The organism is Pseudomonas sp. FW507-12TSA (genome assembly GCF_058781435.1).
On the sequence record NZ_JBYSWT010000031.1, the window covers coordinates 1 to 14,943 of the forward strand.

Annotated in this window: 17 protein-coding genes and 1 tRNA gene; 10 read left to right on the forward strand and 8 right to left on the reverse strand. The window is 59.7% G+C overall.

From position 1 onward, the window contains the following. Positions 1-76 precede the first annotated feature (76 nt). Positions 77-1,360 carry an NAD(P)/FAD-dependent oxidoreductase gene (locus AC3WK8_RS24955; protein WP_085599481.1) on the reverse strand — a complete coding sequence of 428 codons (1,284 nt, stop codon included), beginning with the start codon at positions 1,358-1,360 and terminating at the stop codon, positions 77-79. 186 nt (positions 1,361-1,546) lie between these two features. Between AC3WK8_RS24955 and AC3WK8_RS24960 the strand changes: the two genes are divergently transcribed. Beyond that, positions 1,547-1,623: transfer RNA gene (locus AC3WK8_RS24960), tRNA-Val, on the forward strand. Positions 1,624-2,341: 718 nt separating this feature from the next. Here AC3WK8_RS24960 and pseH read toward each other — a convergent pair. From pseH to AC3WK8_RS24975, 3 genes are all read right to left on the reverse strand, one after another. Next, positions 2,342-2,905, reverse strand: coding sequence for a UDP-4-amino-4,6-dideoxy-N-acetyl-beta-L-altrosamine N-acetyltransferase (pseH, locus tag AC3WK8_RS24965; protein ID WP_103326113.1), 564 nt, complete (start codon positions 2,903-2,905; stop codon positions 2,342-2,344). Between the two features lie 203 nt (positions 2,906-3,108). After that, positions 3,109-3,726 carry a peptide chain release factor H gene (prfH, locus tag AC3WK8_RS24970; protein ID WP_103326183.1) on the reverse strand — a complete coding sequence of 206 codons (618 nt, stop codon included), beginning with the start codon at positions 3,724-3,726 and terminating at the stop codon, positions 3,109-3,111. After that, positions 3,726-4,859 carry an RNA ligase RtcB family protein gene (locus AC3WK8_RS24975; RefSeq protein ID WP_103326114.1) on the reverse strand — a complete coding sequence of 378 codons (1,134 nt, stop codon included), beginning with the start codon at positions 4,857-4,859 and terminating at the stop codon, positions 3,726-3,728. The genes prfH and AC3WK8_RS24975 overlap by 1 nt, the downstream gene beginning before the upstream one ends. Positions 4,860-5,135: 276 nt before the next feature. Here AC3WK8_RS24975 and AC3WK8_RS24980 point away from each other — a divergent pair, with 276 nt between their 5' ends. From AC3WK8_RS24980 to AC3WK8_RS25005, 6 genes are all read left to right on the forward strand, one after another. Beyond that, on the forward strand, positions 5,136-5,456 hold the full coding sequence (locus AC3WK8_RS24980) for a helix-turn-helix domain-containing protein (RefSeq protein WP_053138141.1): 321 nt from the start codon (positions 5,136-5,138) through the stop codon (positions 5,454-5,456). An 88-nt stretch (positions 5,457-5,544) separates the two neighbouring features. Further along, positions 5,545-5,895: a hypothetical protein gene (locus AC3WK8_RS24985; protein ID WP_103326115.1), complete on the forward strand. Its 351-nt coding sequence runs from the start codon at positions 5,545-5,547 to the stop codon at positions 5,893-5,895. A 334-nt stretch (positions 5,896-6,229) separates the two neighbouring features. Beyond that, entirely contained in the window at positions 6,230-6,859 is a 630-nt protein-coding gene (locus AC3WK8_RS24990; RefSeq protein ID WP_031321399.1) for a lytic polysaccharide monooxygenase auxiliary activity family 9 protein, read from the forward strand. Between the two features lie 45 nt (positions 6,860-6,904). Continuing rightward, on the forward strand, positions 6,905-8,371 hold the full coding sequence (locus AC3WK8_RS24995) for a carbohydrate-binding protein (RefSeq protein WP_085599473.1): 1,467 nt from the start codon (positions 6,905-6,907) through the stop codon (positions 8,369-8,371). A gap of 177 nt (positions 8,372-8,548) precedes the next feature. After that, entirely contained in the window at positions 8,549-9,010 is a 462-nt protein-coding gene (locus AC3WK8_RS25000; protein WP_103326116.1) for a DUF2214 family protein, read from the forward strand. A 92-nt stretch (positions 9,011-9,102) separates the two neighbouring features. Then, positions 9,103-9,534 (forward strand): bleomycin resistance protein, encoded by a 432-nt coding sequence (locus AC3WK8_RS25005; protein ID WP_085599557.1) that lies wholly within the window; start codon positions 9,103-9,105, stop codon positions 9,532-9,534. 234 nt (positions 9,535-9,768) lie between these two features. On the opposite strand, the gene csrA is transcribed toward AC3WK8_RS25005, so the two are convergent. Beyond that, a complete protein-coding gene (gene csrA / locus AC3WK8_RS25010; protein WP_007920550.1) occupies positions 9,769-9,963 on the reverse strand; it encodes a carbon storage regulator CsrA in 195 nt (64 codons plus the stop codon). A 267-nt stretch (positions 9,964-10,230) separates the two neighbouring features. Between csrA and AC3WK8_RS25015 the strand changes: the two genes are divergently transcribed. Further along, positions 10,231-10,593 carry an SPOR domain-containing protein gene (locus AC3WK8_RS25015; RefSeq protein ID WP_371857925.1) on the forward strand — a complete coding sequence of 121 codons (363 nt, stop codon included), beginning with the start codon at positions 10,231-10,233 and terminating at the stop codon, positions 10,591-10,593. A gap of 50 nt (positions 10,594-10,643) precedes the next feature. Here AC3WK8_RS25015 and AC3WK8_RS25020 read toward each other — a convergent pair whose 3' ends face one another. From AC3WK8_RS25020 to AC3WK8_RS25030, 3 genes are all read right to left on the reverse strand, one after another. Further along, a complete protein-coding gene (locus AC3WK8_RS25020; protein ID WP_085599467.1) occupies positions 10,644-11,333 on the reverse strand; it encodes an endonuclease in 690 nt (229 codons plus the stop codon). 4 nt (positions 11,334-11,337) lie between these two features. Further along, positions 11,338-11,607, reverse strand: a complete 270-nt coding sequence (locus AC3WK8_RS25025) for a DUF1654 domain-containing protein (protein WP_053138153.1) — start codon at positions 11,605-11,607, stop codon at positions 11,338-11,340. Between the two features lie 201 nt (positions 11,608-11,808). After that, entirely contained in the window at positions 11,809-12,897 is a 1,089-nt protein-coding gene (locus AC3WK8_RS25030; RefSeq protein ID WP_053138156.1) for an asparaginase, read from the reverse strand. 339 nt (positions 12,898-13,236) lie between these two features. On the opposite strand from AC3WK8_RS25030, the gene AC3WK8_RS25035 reads away from it, so the two are divergent. Both AC3WK8_RS25035 and AC3WK8_RS25040 read left to right on the forward strand, forming a co-directional pair. Then, a complete protein-coding gene (locus tag AC3WK8_RS25035) occupies positions 13,237-13,695 on the forward strand; it encodes a hypothetical protein (RefSeq protein ID WP_085599465.1) in 459 nt (152 codons plus the stop codon). Between the two features lie 270 nt (positions 13,696-13,965). Beyond that, on the forward strand, positions 13,966-14,922 hold the full coding sequence (locus AC3WK8_RS25040; protein ID WP_103326117.1) for a sugar ABC transporter substrate-binding protein: 957 nt from the start codon (positions 13,966-13,968) through the stop codon (positions 14,920-14,922). The last annotated feature ends 21 nt before the right edge of the window (positions 14,923-14,943 follow it).

Genomic DNA, 14,943 nt, shown 5'->3' on the forward strand with positions numbered 1-14,943 from the left:
TGGTTTCTGTCGTTATGATTCGCCCACAAAAAAACCGCCTGGCTGGCGGTTTTTTTGTGGGCGAAGAACAGCCTCGTCAGAAACCGAGCTTGTCCCGCAGGCTGTAGTACCAGGCTCCCAGGGCGCTGAATGGGACGCGTAGTGCATGCCCGCCAGGGAAGGGGTAGTGAGGCAGGTTGGCGAACGCGTCGAAGCGCTCTGCCTGGCCTCTCAGGGCCTCTGCCAGGACCTTGCCGGCCAGGTGGGTATAGGTCACGCCATGGCCGCTGCAGCCCTGGGAGTAATAGATGTTGTCCCCCAGGCGGCCAACTTGCGGCAGGCGCGACAAGGTCAGCAGGAAGTTGCCGGTCCAGGCATAGTCGATCTTCACATCCTTGAGCTGTGGGAAGGCCTTGAGCATCTTCGGGCGGATGATCGCCTCGATGTTCGCTGGATCCCGGGCGCCATATACCACGCCGCCGCCGAAGATCAGGCGCTTGTCGCCGGAGAGGCGATAGTAATCGAGCAGGTAATTGCAATCCTCGATGCAATAGTCCTGGGGTAGCAGGCTGGCTGCCAGTTCGTCGCCCAGGGGCTCGGTGGTGACCACCTGGGTGCCGCAAGGCATGGACTTGGCTGCGAGCTCCGGAATCAGGTTGCCCAGGTAGGCGTTGCCGGCAACGATGACGAACTTGGCGCGGATCCTGCCCTGGGGGGTGTGCACCACGGGAGAGGCTCCACGCTCGATGCGCACTGCCGGGGATTGTTCGTGGATGATGCCGCCCAGAGACTCGACGGCGGCCGCTTCGCCCAATGCCAGGTTCAGCGGATGGATGTGGCCGCCGCTCATGTCGAGCATGCCGCCCTGGTACTGGTCGCTGGCCACGACTTCGCGAATCCGGCGCTCATCCAGTAGTTCCAGTTGAGTGTGGCCGTAGCGTTCCCATAGGCGCTTCTGCGACTCCAGGTGAGCCATCTGCTTGCCCGTCAGGGCTGCGAACACGCCACCGTCCTTCAAGTCGCACTGGATCTTGTGCTTGGCGATGCGCTCGCGAATGATCTTGCCGCCCTCGAATGCCATCTGTCCCAGCAGTTGCGCTTGCTTGGGGCCGACGCTGCGCTCGATCACATCGATGTCGCGGCTGTAACTGTTGACGATCTGGCCGCCGTTGCGTCCGGATGCGCCGAAGCCGACCCTGGCCGCCTCCAGCACGGTGACGCGAAAGCCGCTCTCCAGGAGGAAGAGGGCGCTGGACAGGCCGGTGTAACCCGCACCGATCACGCATACGTCGGTTTCCATCTCGCCTTGCAGTTGGGGGCGTTCCGGGGCGGCGTTGGCTGAAGCGGCGTAATAGGACTGTGGGTATGGAATGTGCGCCATCCTGCGACCTCTTGTGTTTAATATATTTTACGAGTGCGGCGATGCTACCTGAGTTGCAAATGGGCTGCCAGAGCAGAAGAAAAACTTCTTCGCCCTCGGGAAATTAAAAAATTCGCATATTCATAGGCTTAGCTGAAAAAAGGTGTTGACACCCCTCCGGAATTCCGTAGAATGCCGCCTCACAGCAGGCACGTAGCTCAGTTGGTTAGAGCACCACCTTGACATGGTGGGGGTCGTTGGTTCGAGTCCAATCGCGCCTACCAAACAAAATCCGCTCTGCTGGGCGGTCTGAAAAAGGGTTCACCGAAAGGTGAGCCCTTTTTTCGTTATGGGGCTTTTTCACAGCCTTTGCCAAATTCCTCCGATCTTCCCGGTGCCCGCTGCATGCGGTGTCCTGCCCGCGCAGAGCTGATGCCTGGTGTTGCTCTGATGACGCCTCAGGTTTCTTTTATTCCTCGTTGCCTGGCCGCTTGTGCACGTGGCGCGATGGAGCGTGTAGCCACTTGGTCGATGCTGGTGCGGCTGGCACATGCATTTGCTGCGCGAATATGAAAGGTGGCGAACAAGCCGCGAAAATAGAACAGCGGAGGCTGTATCGCTGGTGGTCATTTCTGTCCGTGTTTTTTCCCGAGCACAGCAAAAAAAATCATAACCCTGTGTTTTTTCTGATGAAAACTTGGTGGCTCGGTTCTTCTGATAGATGAAAGATGGCTTTCGATGGACGCATTCCTGGGATCTTCGCCGTTGGCTAGGCAGCGATCGCAGGTAGCTCCAGGGTGGCAGCAGACGAGACGCTTGCGTTAATTATCATCATCAGATGCCAGGGGAGGGTACGGAGCAGCGTTGGTCGTCGCCCAAGCCCTGAGGATGCGTCTGCTGCAGTTGATTGAAAGCGTCGAAAGATTGCCTGCCGGTGCTGCCAGGCTAGGGGGAAGGGCGGCCATTACCCCGTGACCTTGCTGGTGATCAATGATTGATGGGTTAGAGGTTGGCCTCTGATTTGCCCAGGCGTTTGATCAGGGGTTCGAGCTCTGGGCGTGTGCTCGCCCATTCATCTTTTGTGATGCCAAGCAATGCCACGTCAATCCGCACACCTTCCTTGAGAATGTGCTTGCGGCGGGTGCCTTCAAGCTTGAAACCAAACTTCAAATGCATGTTTATCACAGAGGTATTTGTTTCCAGTACCTCGCAATTGAGCTTCTCCATGCCAGCTTCATTGAATGAGTAATCAAGCATCCAGAATTCCACCCTGCTACCGAGGCCTTTTCCCTGTCGCTCGGAGTCCAGGTAGAAGGCCCAGTCCGCGGTTCGGTGCAGGCTATTGATGGCATTGAGTGAAACGACACCGACCGCCTGTTCATCCTGGAGAACGACAAATACCTTTTGCCGCAGGTTGCCCTGGAGGGAAGCCAGCCAATCCTGGTGTTCGCTTTCGGTGATTTCGTGGGAGGTGTACATGTGCCTTCGAACGGGCTCCTGGTTACGCAAGTTGCGTATATGTGCTTGAAGTTCGGAGCTGGCGTCGAGCAGCGGCAGGAATCGCATGCAAGTATCCTTATATGAACCGAGGGAGCCGGGAGGGAATCTTGCCATGATCGAGGCAGGATTTATCTGACTGGGCGCACCTCCGGGGCTGTCGTCGGATAAACTTTTCGAGTCGAGGGCAAAGGGCAGGCATGGTGCCTGCCTTTGTCTTGTTGTGGCGGGAGGGAACTGGCCGATGACCGGCTCCCCGTGCCGGCAGGGTTTCAGCTGCCTGGCGTGAAAGCGCTGCCGTTGAAGGTGCGCACCGGATTGCCGCGTTCCACCTGGTGGTGGGCGTAGCGGCGATCCTGGCGCAGCTGCTCCTGGTCTTGCTGTTGCCGGGCTTCCAGGCGCTGCTGGATCAACAGGCGCGCCAGGCGCTTGTTGTCATGCTGGCTGCGCTCGGATTGCACCTTCACGCTGATGCCGGTAGCCAGGTGCGTGGCACGCACGGCGGAGTCCGTGGTGTTCACATGCTGGCCGCCGGGACCTGAGGCACGCATGGCTTCGAAGCGGATCTCGCTGTCCTGGGCGCCCTGGGGCGGACTGAACAGCTGGCCGGCGAAATACCAGTTCTTGCGCTTGTGACCGGGCCGCGAAGGGCTCTTGCAGCTCCACAGCAGGGTGCCGGTCCAGCGCCGGGCAAGCTCCTCGGCCTGCTCGCCGTCGAGGCTGGCCAGGACCGACTTGCAGTGGTTGCCGCCATACCCGGCAGCCTGCTCCACGATATCGATACGCACGCCCAGGATCTGGGCCTCGCGATACAGTTGGCGCAAGGCCTTGCTCACGGCGATTTCACACTCCACCGGGCCCTGGGCGGAGGAGAGTTGCAGCAACAACATCAGCAGCACCCCCGGCGCTTGTAGGTCAGTACCGGCTTGAGCCGGGCGATGATCTTCACCAGTCCGGCATCTCGCAGGCTACCTACTACGCTATCGATGCTCTTGTAGGCCTCGGGGGCCTCCTCGTACATCAGGCCGCGGTCTTCGCAGATCACCCGGCTGCCCAGTTGGGTGCGCTTGAGCTGCTCGAAGCTGAAGCGTGCATCCAGGCGGCCCTTGCAGTCGCTGCGCAGCCATTTGCGCCCGGCCCCATGGGCCAGGGAATAGAGGCTGGCGGTTGCCGGGATGGGTTGTACCAGGTAGCTGTAGTCGCCCCGGGAGCCCGGGATGACCACCGGTCCCACGTCAGAAGGCGTGGCCCCTTTGCGATGCAGCCAGCCACTGACTCCGTCGACGTTGGCCGGCGATACCAGGTTGTGGTTGATGTCCAGTACGGAATGTCCCTTGGCCCGCAGGTTGCAAAGCAGCCGCTCGGCGATCAGCCGGCGATTGGCCTCGGCGAAGCGCAAGGCCTCATTGTGCTGCTGCAGATACTGGGCGCCGGCGACGCTGTCGACTTCCAGGGGCTGATGCCCATGCTGGTCCACATGGCGGCGCAGAATGGCTTCTCCCAGGCCCCGGGAGCCGCTGTGCACCAGCAGGAGCAGGGCCTTGGGGTTCAGCTCCAGTACTTGCAGGGCCTCGGTGTCGTACACCTGGTCGAGCTGCTGCAGCTCGGCGAAGTGGTTGCCACCCCCAATGGTGCCCAGGGAGTGCTCGTGGCCAGTCACCGGTAGACCCAATTGCTCACGTTCTTCATCCCACTGCTCATCCAGCGGAAGGTCGATGTTGCCGATCTTCTTTTCCAGCTTGTCGAGGTTCGGGCGAATGCTGGAAATATCGGTTTGCCACAGCGCCATGCCGCAGCCGATGTCGTTGCCCACCAGGGCTGGGTAGATCACCTCGGTGGAGAAAAATGCCGCGCCTACCGGGTAGCCTCGGCCGGGATGCAAGTCGGGCATGCCGACGACCTGGCGCATGCCGGGCAGTTGGGCGGTGGTGTGCAGTTGCTGGAGCGCTTTGTCTTCGATCCAGGTGGTGTCGGAGGCGATCAGAGAGACGCCGTTCGACAAATGACGGATGCAAGTGTCCATGTCCAATTCCTGATTGGAAAAAAATATTCAGGTAATGGCAGGACGAAGCGGGATTAAGCGAAGGCGCTAACGAATAGCGGATGCAGCGTTTAAACCAGGCACGTCCTGCAAGGGGTGATCAGCTGTTCCATGATGAGTCTCCTTGTCAAAAGTGTGGGAAAGGGCGCGAAGGTTAATCGTTTGTCCCGTGGCTGGCAATGGGCCATTTTACACAATGGGCACCTTCGCCAATGGCCGTGGTCGTAACAACCATCACCTTGTCGAATGAGGATGGTTATGCAGACCTTCGGTGAGCGCTTGAAAGAACAGCGCAAGGCGCTGGGGCTCTCCCAGCAGGAATTCGGGGCTATCGGTGGAGTCGAGGCCAATGCCCAGGGGCGCTATGAGAGCGGTGAACGGGTACCCAAGTCGGATTACCTGATGGCGATCGGACGCCATGGGGTAGATCTGCTCTACGTATTGACCGGCGAACCTTCACGCCTGCCCGAGGGCAGCCTGAGCGCCGATGAAAGCAGCATCATCCAGAACTACCGCCATCTTGGCGACGACGACCAGGAGGCTATTGCCCAGCTGGCGTCGTCCCTGGCCGAATGCTGAAGCCTGGTGCGGGTTTTTTCTCGGCCGTGGACGGCTTTTTTCCTGCGCCTGGGCGATACTCTCGCGTTTTCACGGACCAGGAGGCAGCATGCGGGTTTTGATGGCGGTAACGGTGGCGGCCCTGTTGGCCGGCTGTGCGAGCTCTAACATGGATGATGCGCGGGCCAAAGCCCCCGCCAAGACCTTGAGCTCGGCCAAGGCCGATCAGTTGGTGGCGCAGTGCGTGCAGTTCGCCTGGCAGGATGAGGCGGTATTCGGTGTCGATGCCGCAGCCTATCTGGAGTCGGGCAAGGGCGGTGGCTATACGGTATATAGCCGGTCCGCCGAATCCTTCGTGGATATCAAGGCGGAGGCGGCGACGACCACCGTCCGCTTCTACGCCGTCGAAGACAATTTCGTCTCCAAGCGCCGCCTGGCGGCTTTGGCCACCTGCTTGTAGTTTTCCCTGGCGCAGCCTTCAACGCGTTTCCTGCAAACCCGGCCCTGGCCGGGTTTTGTCGTTTCTGGAACTTGGATTTTTCGGGATTAGTTTCAAGTTCTTCTCTGGAATAAATCGGGGAGAAGTCATTTTTACTCCAGAAAAGCGTGTAATACATTGACTCTTCAAATTGTCAGCGCAAATAAGGAAGTCCAGGGTTTAGTGGGGTTTTCGCTGTTTTTGCAAATTGTCCGAAGTGGTTACTTGTCGAGCGCATGAAAAAAGTAGGAAAAAGTGCGCTAAGTTAAAGGTGCTCGCCAAGAGCGAGTTTTATTTAATCAATGGAGTGAAAGAAATGAATAAGCCACAAACTCAACTTAAACATGGTCGTGTCGTATCTCCTTCCAGCCGCGGTGCGGTTGCGGTGGATCTGGGTCTCCTGGGCACCTGGCAGGTCAACGAAATGGAAGGCGGAAAGAACTTGCCTGCCCTGGGCGCCGGCCCGTTCCCGGCCCCTTACGGCAGCGACGAACCCAGTGTCGCACCGCCTGCAGATGGCCATATCCTCAGCGGTGGCAAGACCGATGCGCGTGATTGCGTCAACTTCACCGACGAAGAAATGTCGAAGAAACTCAATCGTCCATTCAGCTGGCCGCTGGTGAACGTGGAGCCTGGGCAAGTATTCCGGGTGCAGTGGGTTTACAGCGCTCCACATGTTACCCGTGGGTATAGCTGGTTCATCACCAAAGATGGCTGGGATCCGAAACAACGGATCAGCCGTGCGCAACTTGAGCCCAAGGCTTTTTACCAGGATTTCTATACTCAAGTTCCGTATCACGCTCATGGCCCGGAATTGAAAGCCAAGACCGAACATGAAGTCGTGCTGCCCAAGAACAAGAAGGGGCACCATGTTGTAGTTCTGGCCTGGATTGTGGCCAATACCGGTAACGCTTTCTATCAGGCCTTCGATCTGGACTTCAAGTAAGTTGCAGTGGAAGAAACTCTTTTAATAGTTCTGAAGGAATAGAACATGGATAAAATCGACTTTTCCTTGATCAAGAGCCAGGCCGCCGATGCCGCATCGCTGATGCCCAGCCTCGCCGGCAAGAAGATCCTCATGGGCTTCTGGCACAACTGGGCCGCTGGCGCCGCCGATGGTTACCAGCGCGGGCAGTTCGCCAACCTGAGCCTGCTGGATGTACCCAAGGAGTACAACGTGGTGGCGGTGGCCTTCATGAAAGGCAACGGCATTCCCACCTTCAAGCCCTACAACCTGTCTGACGCCGAGTTCCGGCGTCAGGTGGGCGTACTCAACAGCCAGGGGCGGGCGGTGTTGATTTCCCTGGGTGGCGCCGATGCGCATATCGAGTTGCACAAGGGCAACGAGCAGCCTTTGGCCAACGAGATCATCCGCCTGGTCGAAACCTATGGCTTCGATGGCCTGGATATCGACCTGGAGCAGAGCGCCATCGACTTCGCCGATAACAAGAGCGTGCTGCCAGCGGCATTGAAACTGGTAAAGGATCATTACGCCGGCCAGGGCAAGCACTTCATCATCAGCATGGCGCCGGAGTTCCCGTACCTGACCAGCAGTGGCAAGTACCTGCCGTACTTGCAGGCGCTGGAGGGCTACTACGACTTCATCGCCCCGCAGTACTACAACCAGGGCGGTGATGGCCTGTGGGTAGCGGAGGCCAACGGTGGTCGTGGGGCCTGGCTTGCCCAGAGCAACGACCAGGTGAAGGAGGACTTCCTGTTCTACCTCACCGACAGCCTGGCTTCCGGCACTCGTGGCTTCACTCGCATCCCGGCGGACAAGCTGGCGATCGGCCTGCCGAGCAACGTCGATGCCGCGGCTACCGGCTACGTCATCGATCCGGCGGCGTTGACCAATGCCTTCAAGCGCTTGCAGAAGGCTGGCCATGCCATCAAGGGGCTGATGACCTGGTCGGTGAACTGGGATGCCGGCACCAGCCGGCAGGGAACGCACTACAACTGGGAGTTCTGCAATCGCTACGCGCCGCTGATCCATGGCGATGGCGGTGAACCGGAGCGCCCACCGGCACCCGGCAACCTGGCGGTATCGGGCCGTAGCCGCAACAGCATCAGCCTGGGCTGGAGCGTGGTCGGCGGCGAACGTCCGGTGGAGTTCTATTCCCTGTATCGCGACGGTCGGCCAGTGGCCAAGACGCCTGCTCCAGGCGTCGAGGACCAGGGCCTGCAACCTGATACCGAGTACAGCTACTTCGTCACTGCCACCGATATCCAGGGGCAGGAGTCGTTACCCAGTCGCAGCGTGACAGCCAGGACTGCCGGCGGCGAGGTAGACCCGGGCTTCCCGCAGTGGCGCGTCAGCCAGCACTACCGCAAGGAAGACGGTGTGAGCTATGAGGGCAATCGCTACCTGTGCCTTCAGGAGCACACCTCCAACCCGGCGTGGACGCCTTCGGTGGCTTTCACCTTGTGGCGCAAGGTATTGCTGGAGCGCCATGCTTGAGCATGGCGGGCCATTGCTGGATTGGATGGCCAGGCGACCCAGGGGCGGATTTTGCGATCCGTGCCTGGGTCGTTTTTTTTTGCCTTGCACATTTCCCGGAGGCGGCGGATGCCGTGCCCATGGACTATTAATTGAGCTGCCCTGGATTTCTCGATCAACCGGATGGAGGTGAGCGCGATGCTGATGCAGTGGATGTTGGCGGCTGTGCACTTGCTGGCGTTTGCCGGCGCTTTCGCGGCGGTTCTGGCCCGTGCCGCAGCCTTGGGGCGCCTGGTCCGTGGCGAGTCCAGCTACCGGTCGGTGTTGCTGGTCGACAATGCCTGGGGGCTGGCCGCGCTGGTGCTGCTGGTGACCGGCTTGTTGCGGGCTTTCGGCGGTTACGGCAAGGGCACCGACTACTATCTGCAGCAGCCGTTGTTCCATCTGAAAATGGCCCTGTTCATCGGCATCCTACTACTCGAGGTCTTGCCCATGTTGACCCTGGTCCGCTGGCGTATCGCCCTGGCACGCGGGGCGCAGCCCGATAACGCCCGGGCTTCTTCGTTCGTCCGAAGCAGCCAGTTGCAGGCGCTGTTGCTGGTGCTGCTGGTGGTCGCGGCCAGCGGTATGGCGCGGGGAGTAGGGCTGGCGCAGCTGTAGGCTGGAACTTTGTAATCAATGGTAAGCGCTACTGCATCGGCCTGGACTTGGGAGTAGTCTCGCGGCTCGATCAATGAGCGATGGATGCCGTGATGCCCCCAGGGTTTCAGATGAACAAGCTGGTCCCGGAACTGCTGGTCACGAACCTGGACCGCAGCCTGGAATTTTATTGCACCATCCTGGGCTTCAGGATCGAGTACCAGCGACCGGAGTCCGGCTTTGCCTTTCTTGATTTCAACGGTGCCCAACTGATGTTGGAAGAGGATGACCAGGAGCCGTCTCCCTGGCGTGTGGAGCCCTTGGAGGCGCCTTTCGGGCGCGGGATGAACCTGTCGATCGAGTGTCCGGACATTCGCGCCTTGGCGCAGGCCCTGGCCCACGCCGGCATCATGCTGCGCCGGGATATCCAGGAGTGCTGGTATCGGCAAGATGATCGCCTGTGCGGACAGTCGAACCTGCTGGTGCTCGACCCGGATGGCTACCTGCTGCGTTTCACCCAGGCGCTGGGTTTCAGGTCGGCCTAGTCCTGGTCTGGGGCGACGCCTGCAGAGCGGGGCGTCGCGTATCGGGAGTCAGGGATGGAGTGTGAGTCGGGGAGGAGAGTCGTCAGTGATGAGGGGTGGTCTGGTGCCTGGGAGTCTGTGGTGCTTGCCGCCCTATCGGGGCATGCAGCGGGATTGCGGGAAAAAGCTCAAGGCGAACAAGGTATACGCCGCGCCAATCGTAGCGCGCGGGCCGAAGACTGATGCTCATGGGGCTCAAGGGGTTTCGCGTTTGTCCGGTGCGGTGAGGCCCGCCTGGATACGTTGGTAGATTTCTTCACGGTGGACCGCGACGTCTTTTGGCGCATTGATGCCGATGCGGACTTGCTGGCCGCTGACGCCGAGGATGGTGATCGTAATGTCGTCACCGATGTTGATGCTTTCACCGACTTTGCGGGTGAGTATCAGCATGATCTTCTCCTTGATAGCTTGGTAGGGCACCAGATTGAAACAGTGCAGAGGTCGGTCTTAGGTATAGATTAGTGCGAAGTTCCACTAAGTGGGTGCCTCTTTCTGACGCGCAGAAGATCTATAAATTCCCAAGGCGCAACTATACAGATGCAATAAAATTCATTCTTCCTGTTTCGGCTCGATTTTGTGACGAGGTCTCTCGAGCCCTGGGTGGTAAAATCGCCGAGTCAGATTTCCTAGGGGTAGGTTGTGCGCACGATAGCGATGATGTTAGCCGCATTGGCGGTAGTGGGTTTGGCCGGTTGTGGCGAAGGCAAGCGAGCCGAGGTGAGCAAGAATGTCGCGGCTGCGGAGCAGGGTCCGCCGGCGGTGGCCGCCACTTCTACGCAATGGGATGTGCTGGTGGGTAGCGAGCTGCCCCAGGCGGTGAGCGACCTCACCGGCTGGTTGATCGAGCACGGGATCATCTCCAGCGTGGTGACGGTGGACGGCAAGCAGCGAGTGCTGGTCGGGCCTTTTGCATCCCAGGCCGAAGCCGAGGCGAAGAAGACCGAAGTGGTCGAGAAGCTGGTCAAGGCGAAGAAGCGCGATATCGATGTCACGGTGATCGAGCACCAGAGCGCGCAGTAGGCCGGGTCTCCTTCCTGGAGTATCGCCCGCGTCCTGCGGGCGATTGCAGGTCAGCCGCAGGCCTTGAGGTTGACCGTTCCGACGAATTCGTTGCCGCGTCCCATCACGCACGCCACGCTCTGGTTGCGTTGGCGCTCCCAGTCCTGCACCGGATAGGTTTTGTTCCAGGCTTCGAAAAGTTGCCGGTCCTGCTTTGACAGGCGCAAGCCGTATTGCTTGCTCATATAGAAGTAGGTGCGGGCGATCATGCCGCGTATCGATGGCCTGGGCATGACCTTCTTGGCCTTGAAGTCCACCTGGGTCAGGCAGGACCCATATTGGCCTGACTGCTCCGGTAGCCAGCCGAAGCTGAAGTTGCTGCGATCGCCATTCACCTCGCCGATGCTCGGTACCAGATTGTGCAGGTCGGCTTCGGCTCGCTGGTAGAGGGTGTCGTTGCGCGAACAATTCTTGCGGCCGCCTTGCTGCCAGCACTGGCGCTGATGGCCGATCTGCCAGGCCGGCACTATGTGTTCCCACTCGATGCGCTCGGCGCGCTTGGCATTCTTGCGGGGTACGTAGCCGCAGGCGGCCAGGTTCACTCGATTGCCCTTGTACTTGCAGCCGCAATAGAACTCGGTGGACTGGGGCGCGTAGAGTTTCCAGGCAACCTTCTTGGCCTCGCTGAAAGTACGGGGGGCGTCGGCCTGGACGGTGGAGCTAAGGAGCAACAGCAGTACAGCGAAACAACGAACGATCATCGGCTCAATCTTCCTTCGGCACGACCCAGAAAATCTGTACGCCGCCATCGTCGCGATAGGCGAGGGTGACGTTGTCGTTTTCGGCGATCTCTTCCAGCAGGCGCTCCCATTCGTCCTGGGGTTCATCGGCGAGGCGGAAGATCAAGGCGGCTTTGGCTTTTTGAGCGGTGGGAGAGTTGATGATCTTTTGGATGCGTACACCCAGGCGTTCGTAGGAACTGAGGGGTGTTTGGGATGAGGCCACGGAACAATCCTTATTAAGCTGTACGTGCATACAGTATTTAACTGTAGGTCATTTCGCAACTGCTTAAAATTCAAGAAGTTCCTCTGACAACGCTTTGCGCGTTTGTCTCATACATGCTGGAAATTTTTTAAGGCGGGACAAGAAGCAGCGTGATCTGGGATCAAGGACCACTCGCCCGGACGGGCGAGTGGAGGCAAGCCTGCTCGACCGGGGCCGGTCGAGCAGCGGGAATCAGTATTCCCAGAACATGCGTTGCAGTTCCTTGCTGTCCTGGGTCTTGGTCAGGGCGACCATGGCCAGGATGCGGGCTTTCTGCGGGTTCAGGTCGTGAGCCACGACCCAGTCGTTCTTGTCGTCAGGCTGTTCGGCGTTACGCAGTACGAAACCACCAGCATTGACGTGGGAAGAACGGATGATCTGCACGCCGTTCTTGCGCAGTTCCTGCAGGGCCGGTACCACGCGGGAAGATACCGAGCCGTTGCCGGTGCCAGCGTGGATGATGGCCTTGGCGCCGCTCTGGGCCAGGGCCTTGTAGGCGGTGTCGCTGACGTTGCCGTAGCCGTAGGCGATTTCTACGTCAGGCAGGCTCTTGATGTTCTTGATGTCGAATTCCGAGTCCATGGTGTGGCGCTTGGCTGGCAGGCGGAACCAGTAGGACTTGCCTTCCACCACCATGCCCAGCGGGCCCCATGGGCTCTTGAAGGCTTCGGTCTTGATGTTGATCATCTTGCTGACGTCGCGACCGGACTGGATCTCGTCGTTCATGGTCACCAGGACGCCTTTGCCCCGGGAGCTTTTGTTGCCGGCCACGGATACGGCGTTGTACAGGTTGAGCATGCCGTCCGCGGACATGGCGGTGCCTGGGCGCATGGAGCCGACCACGACGATTGGCTTGTCGGTTTTTTCCACCAGGTTGAGGAAGTAGGCAGTCTCTTCCAGGGTGTCGGTACCGTGGGTGATGACGATGCCGTCCACGTCCTTGCTGTCGGCCAGCTCGGCTACGCGGCGACCCAGTTGCAGCAGGTTTTCATTGGTGATGCTTTCGGAGGCGATCTGCATCACTTGCTCACCACGTACGTTGGCCACTTGGCTCAACTCGGGGATGCCGGCGATCAGTTGTTCGATGCCGACCTTGGCTGCCTGGTAGGTGGCGCTGTTGGCCGCGCTGGCGCCGGCGCCGGCAATGGTGCCGCCGGTGGCGAGGATCACCACGTTGGAGAGCTTCTGTTGGGTTTCGGCTTCCTTGGCCTGCAGGGCTGCGGGCAGGAGCATGAGCAGGGCCAAAGCGCCCGGAACGAAGGTTTTGAAGGCAGATTTCATTGTTTTCTCTCTAGTAGTGAGACGGTGCTGGTGCAGGTTCATCTAGAAACACCTCGGCTGCAGATCTGTATGCGGCGGGGCATCGCGGGTTGAGCAGGATCTGTACCAGCGCTACCTTGGCCGGATAATTATTTTAAGTTACTGATTTATATCAATTTTATTTCTGTTTTTGGCGGGCCTCGGCAGGCTTGTGTCCGGGTTTCCGAACGTTTCGGAGTGTGGCGTTCGGCAATCCGAAAGCGACAGTCGTCAGCCGCAGGCGAGCTTTTCGCTCATGAATTAAAGATTGTTCTGACGCGGTCGATGAGTCTTTTAGGATTTTTTTAACCAGGAGTTCATATGTCGCTGTCAGTCGGATTTCCAGGGCCGGGGGCCATTCTGATCAATGGCAAGTCGCCCGCGACCATCAATGCGTTGAGCGATGCCAGTGCCGAGGGCGCTCCGGCAGCGCTGGGTACTGAAGACTCGGGTACTTTGCGCGTCGGCTCGGCCAAGCAGGCGGAAAAGGCCGAGGGCGGCGATGCGGGCAGCGCGGGCGACAACCACAGCATCGTCGTCAAGATGCTGCTCAAGCGCATGCAGGAGCTGCAGGAGCAGCTCAAGCAGCAGCAACAGCAACTGGCCGCTGCCCAGGCCGCCAGCTATCCGACCCCCGAGGCCAAGCAGACTGCGGTCATGGCCATCCAGGGGCAGGTAGCGCAAACCAACGCCGCACTGGCTGAAGTTTCGGGCAACCTAGTGCGCGAGCTGGCCAAGGAATCAGGCTCCTCCGGCAAGTTGGTGAATACCTCCGCTTGATCAGCATCCGCCCAGTGCCAAGCGCTGGGCGGCTGCTTCCTCTTGGCCATCGGCGCAGCTGTGCGCCGATGGCACCTTCGCGTAGTAATCAGCGTTGACAAACCCCGGTCGGGTTCGCATAGTTCGCCTTACGCAAACGTTTGCGCGGACTTCCGGCAAGGATAATCGACTATCTTTTCCGAACTTCCAGGCCGTTGGGCGATACCCGGCACCTGGTTGTGCATGTCATCCAAGCGTTGCCCACAATAATCATAAGATCGGAGTGTACCCATGAAGCTGCCCTTTGCTGGACGTCTGCTTGCCGCCGCTGTCCTGGCCGCCACCTGCTCAGCGCTTCCCCTCTCTTCGGCCTATGCCGATACCCCGCAGAAACCCAAGGTCGCCCTGGTCATGAAATCCCTGGCCAACGAGTTTTTCCTGACCATGGAAGACGGTGCCAAGGCCTACCAGAAAGAACACCCGTCCGACTTCGACCTGGTGTCAAACGGCATCAAGGATGAAACCGATACCGCCAACCAGATCCGCATCGTCGAGCAGATGATCGTCTCCAAGGTCAATGCCCTGGTGATTGCGCCCGCCGACTCCAAGGCGATGGTGCCGGTGATCAAGAAGGCAGTGGATGCCGGGATCACGGTGATCAACATCGACAACCAGCTCGACCCTGGCGTGCTCAAGAGCAAGAACATCAACGTACCGTTCGTAGGTCCCGACAACCGCAAGGGCGCCCGCCTGGTGGGCGAGTACCTGGCCAAGCAGCTCAAGGCCGGGGACGAAGTGGCGATCATCGAAGGGGTCTCCACCACTACCAATGCCCAGCAGCGTACCGCTGGCTTCAAGGACGCCATGGAGGCCGCGCAGATCAAGGTGGTATCCCTGCAGTCCGGTGACTGGGAGATCGACGCGGGCAACCGTGTCGCCGCGGCCATGCTCAGCGAATACCCGAATCTCAAGGCGCTGCTGGCCGGTAACGACAGCATGGCCGTCGGCGCGGTATCCGCGGTGCGCGCAGCAGGCAAGGCCGGCAAGGTGCAGGTGGTCGGCTACGACAACATCAATGCCATCAAGCCGATGCTCAAGGATGGCCGGGTCCTGGCCACCGCCGACCAGTTCGCCGCCAAGCAGGCGGTGTTCGGCATCGAGGCCGCGCTGAAGATCCTCAAGGGCGATAAGGTCGACAGCGGCGCCAACGGCGTGATCGAAACTCCGGTCGAACTGGTCACCAAGTAGTCCTCCCGGCGGTACAACGGC

Coding starts and splice junctions, on each gene's coding strand:
- AC3WK8_RS24955 (WP_085599481.1), bottom strand. CDS start 1,360: ATGGCGCACATTCCATACCCACAGTCCTATTACGCCGCTTCAGCCAAC.
- pseH (WP_103326113.1), bottom strand. CDS start 2,905: ATGCGATTCCTGCCGCTGCTCGACGCCAGCTCCGAACTTCAAGCACAT.
- prfH (WP_103326183.1), bottom strand. CDS start 3,726: ATGTTGTTGCTGCAACTCTCCTCCGCCCAGGGCCCGGTGGAGTGTGAA.
- AC3WK8_RS24975 (WP_103326114.1), bottom strand. CDS start 4,859: ATGGACACTTGCATCCGTCATTTGTCGAACGGCGTCTCTCTGATCGCC.
- AC3WK8_RS24980 (WP_053138141.1), top strand. CDS start 5,136: ATGCAGACCTTCGGTGAGCGCTTGAAAGAACAGCGCAAGGCGCTGGGG.
- AC3WK8_RS24985 (WP_103326115.1), top strand. CDS start 5,545: ATGCGGGTTTTGATGGCGGTAACGGTGGCGGCCCTGTTGGCCGGCTGT.
- AC3WK8_RS24990 (WP_031321399.1), top strand. CDS start 6,230: ATGAATAAGCCACAAACTCAACTTAAACATGGTCGTGTCGTATCTCCT.
- AC3WK8_RS24995 (WP_085599473.1), top strand. CDS start 6,905: ATGGATAAAATCGACTTTTCCTTGATCAAGAGCCAGGCCGCCGATGCC.
- AC3WK8_RS25000 (WP_103326116.1), top strand. CDS start 8,549: ATGCTGATGCAGTGGATGTTGGCGGCTGTGCACTTGCTGGCGTTTGCC.
- AC3WK8_RS25005 (WP_085599557.1), top strand. CDS start 9,103: ATGCCCCCAGGGTTTCAGATGAACAAGCTGGTCCCGGAACTGCTGGTC.
- csrA (WP_007920550.1), bottom strand. CDS start 9,963: ATGCTGATACTCACCCGCAAAGTCGGTGAAAGCATCAACATCGGTGAC.
- AC3WK8_RS25015 (WP_371857925.1), top strand. CDS start 10,231: ATGTTAGCCGCATTGGCGGTAGTGGGTTTGGCCGGTTGTGGCGAAGGC.
- AC3WK8_RS25020 (WP_085599467.1), bottom strand. CDS start 11,333: ATGATCGTTCGTTGTTTCGCTGTACTGCTGTTGCTCCTTAGCTCCACC.
- AC3WK8_RS25025 (WP_053138153.1), bottom strand. CDS start 11,607: ATGCACGTACAGCTTAATAAGGATTGTTCCGTGGCCTCATCCCAAACA.
- AC3WK8_RS25030 (WP_053138156.1), bottom strand. CDS start 12,897: ATGAAATCTGCCTTCAAAACCTTCGTTCCGGGCGCTTTGGCCCTGCTC.
- AC3WK8_RS25035 (WP_085599465.1), top strand. CDS start 13,237: ATGTCGCTGTCAGTCGGATTTCCAGGGCCGGGGGCCATTCTGATCAAT.
- AC3WK8_RS25040 (WP_103326117.1), top strand. CDS start 13,966: ATGAAGCTGCCCTTTGCTGGACGTCTGCTTGCCGCCGCTGTCCTGGCC.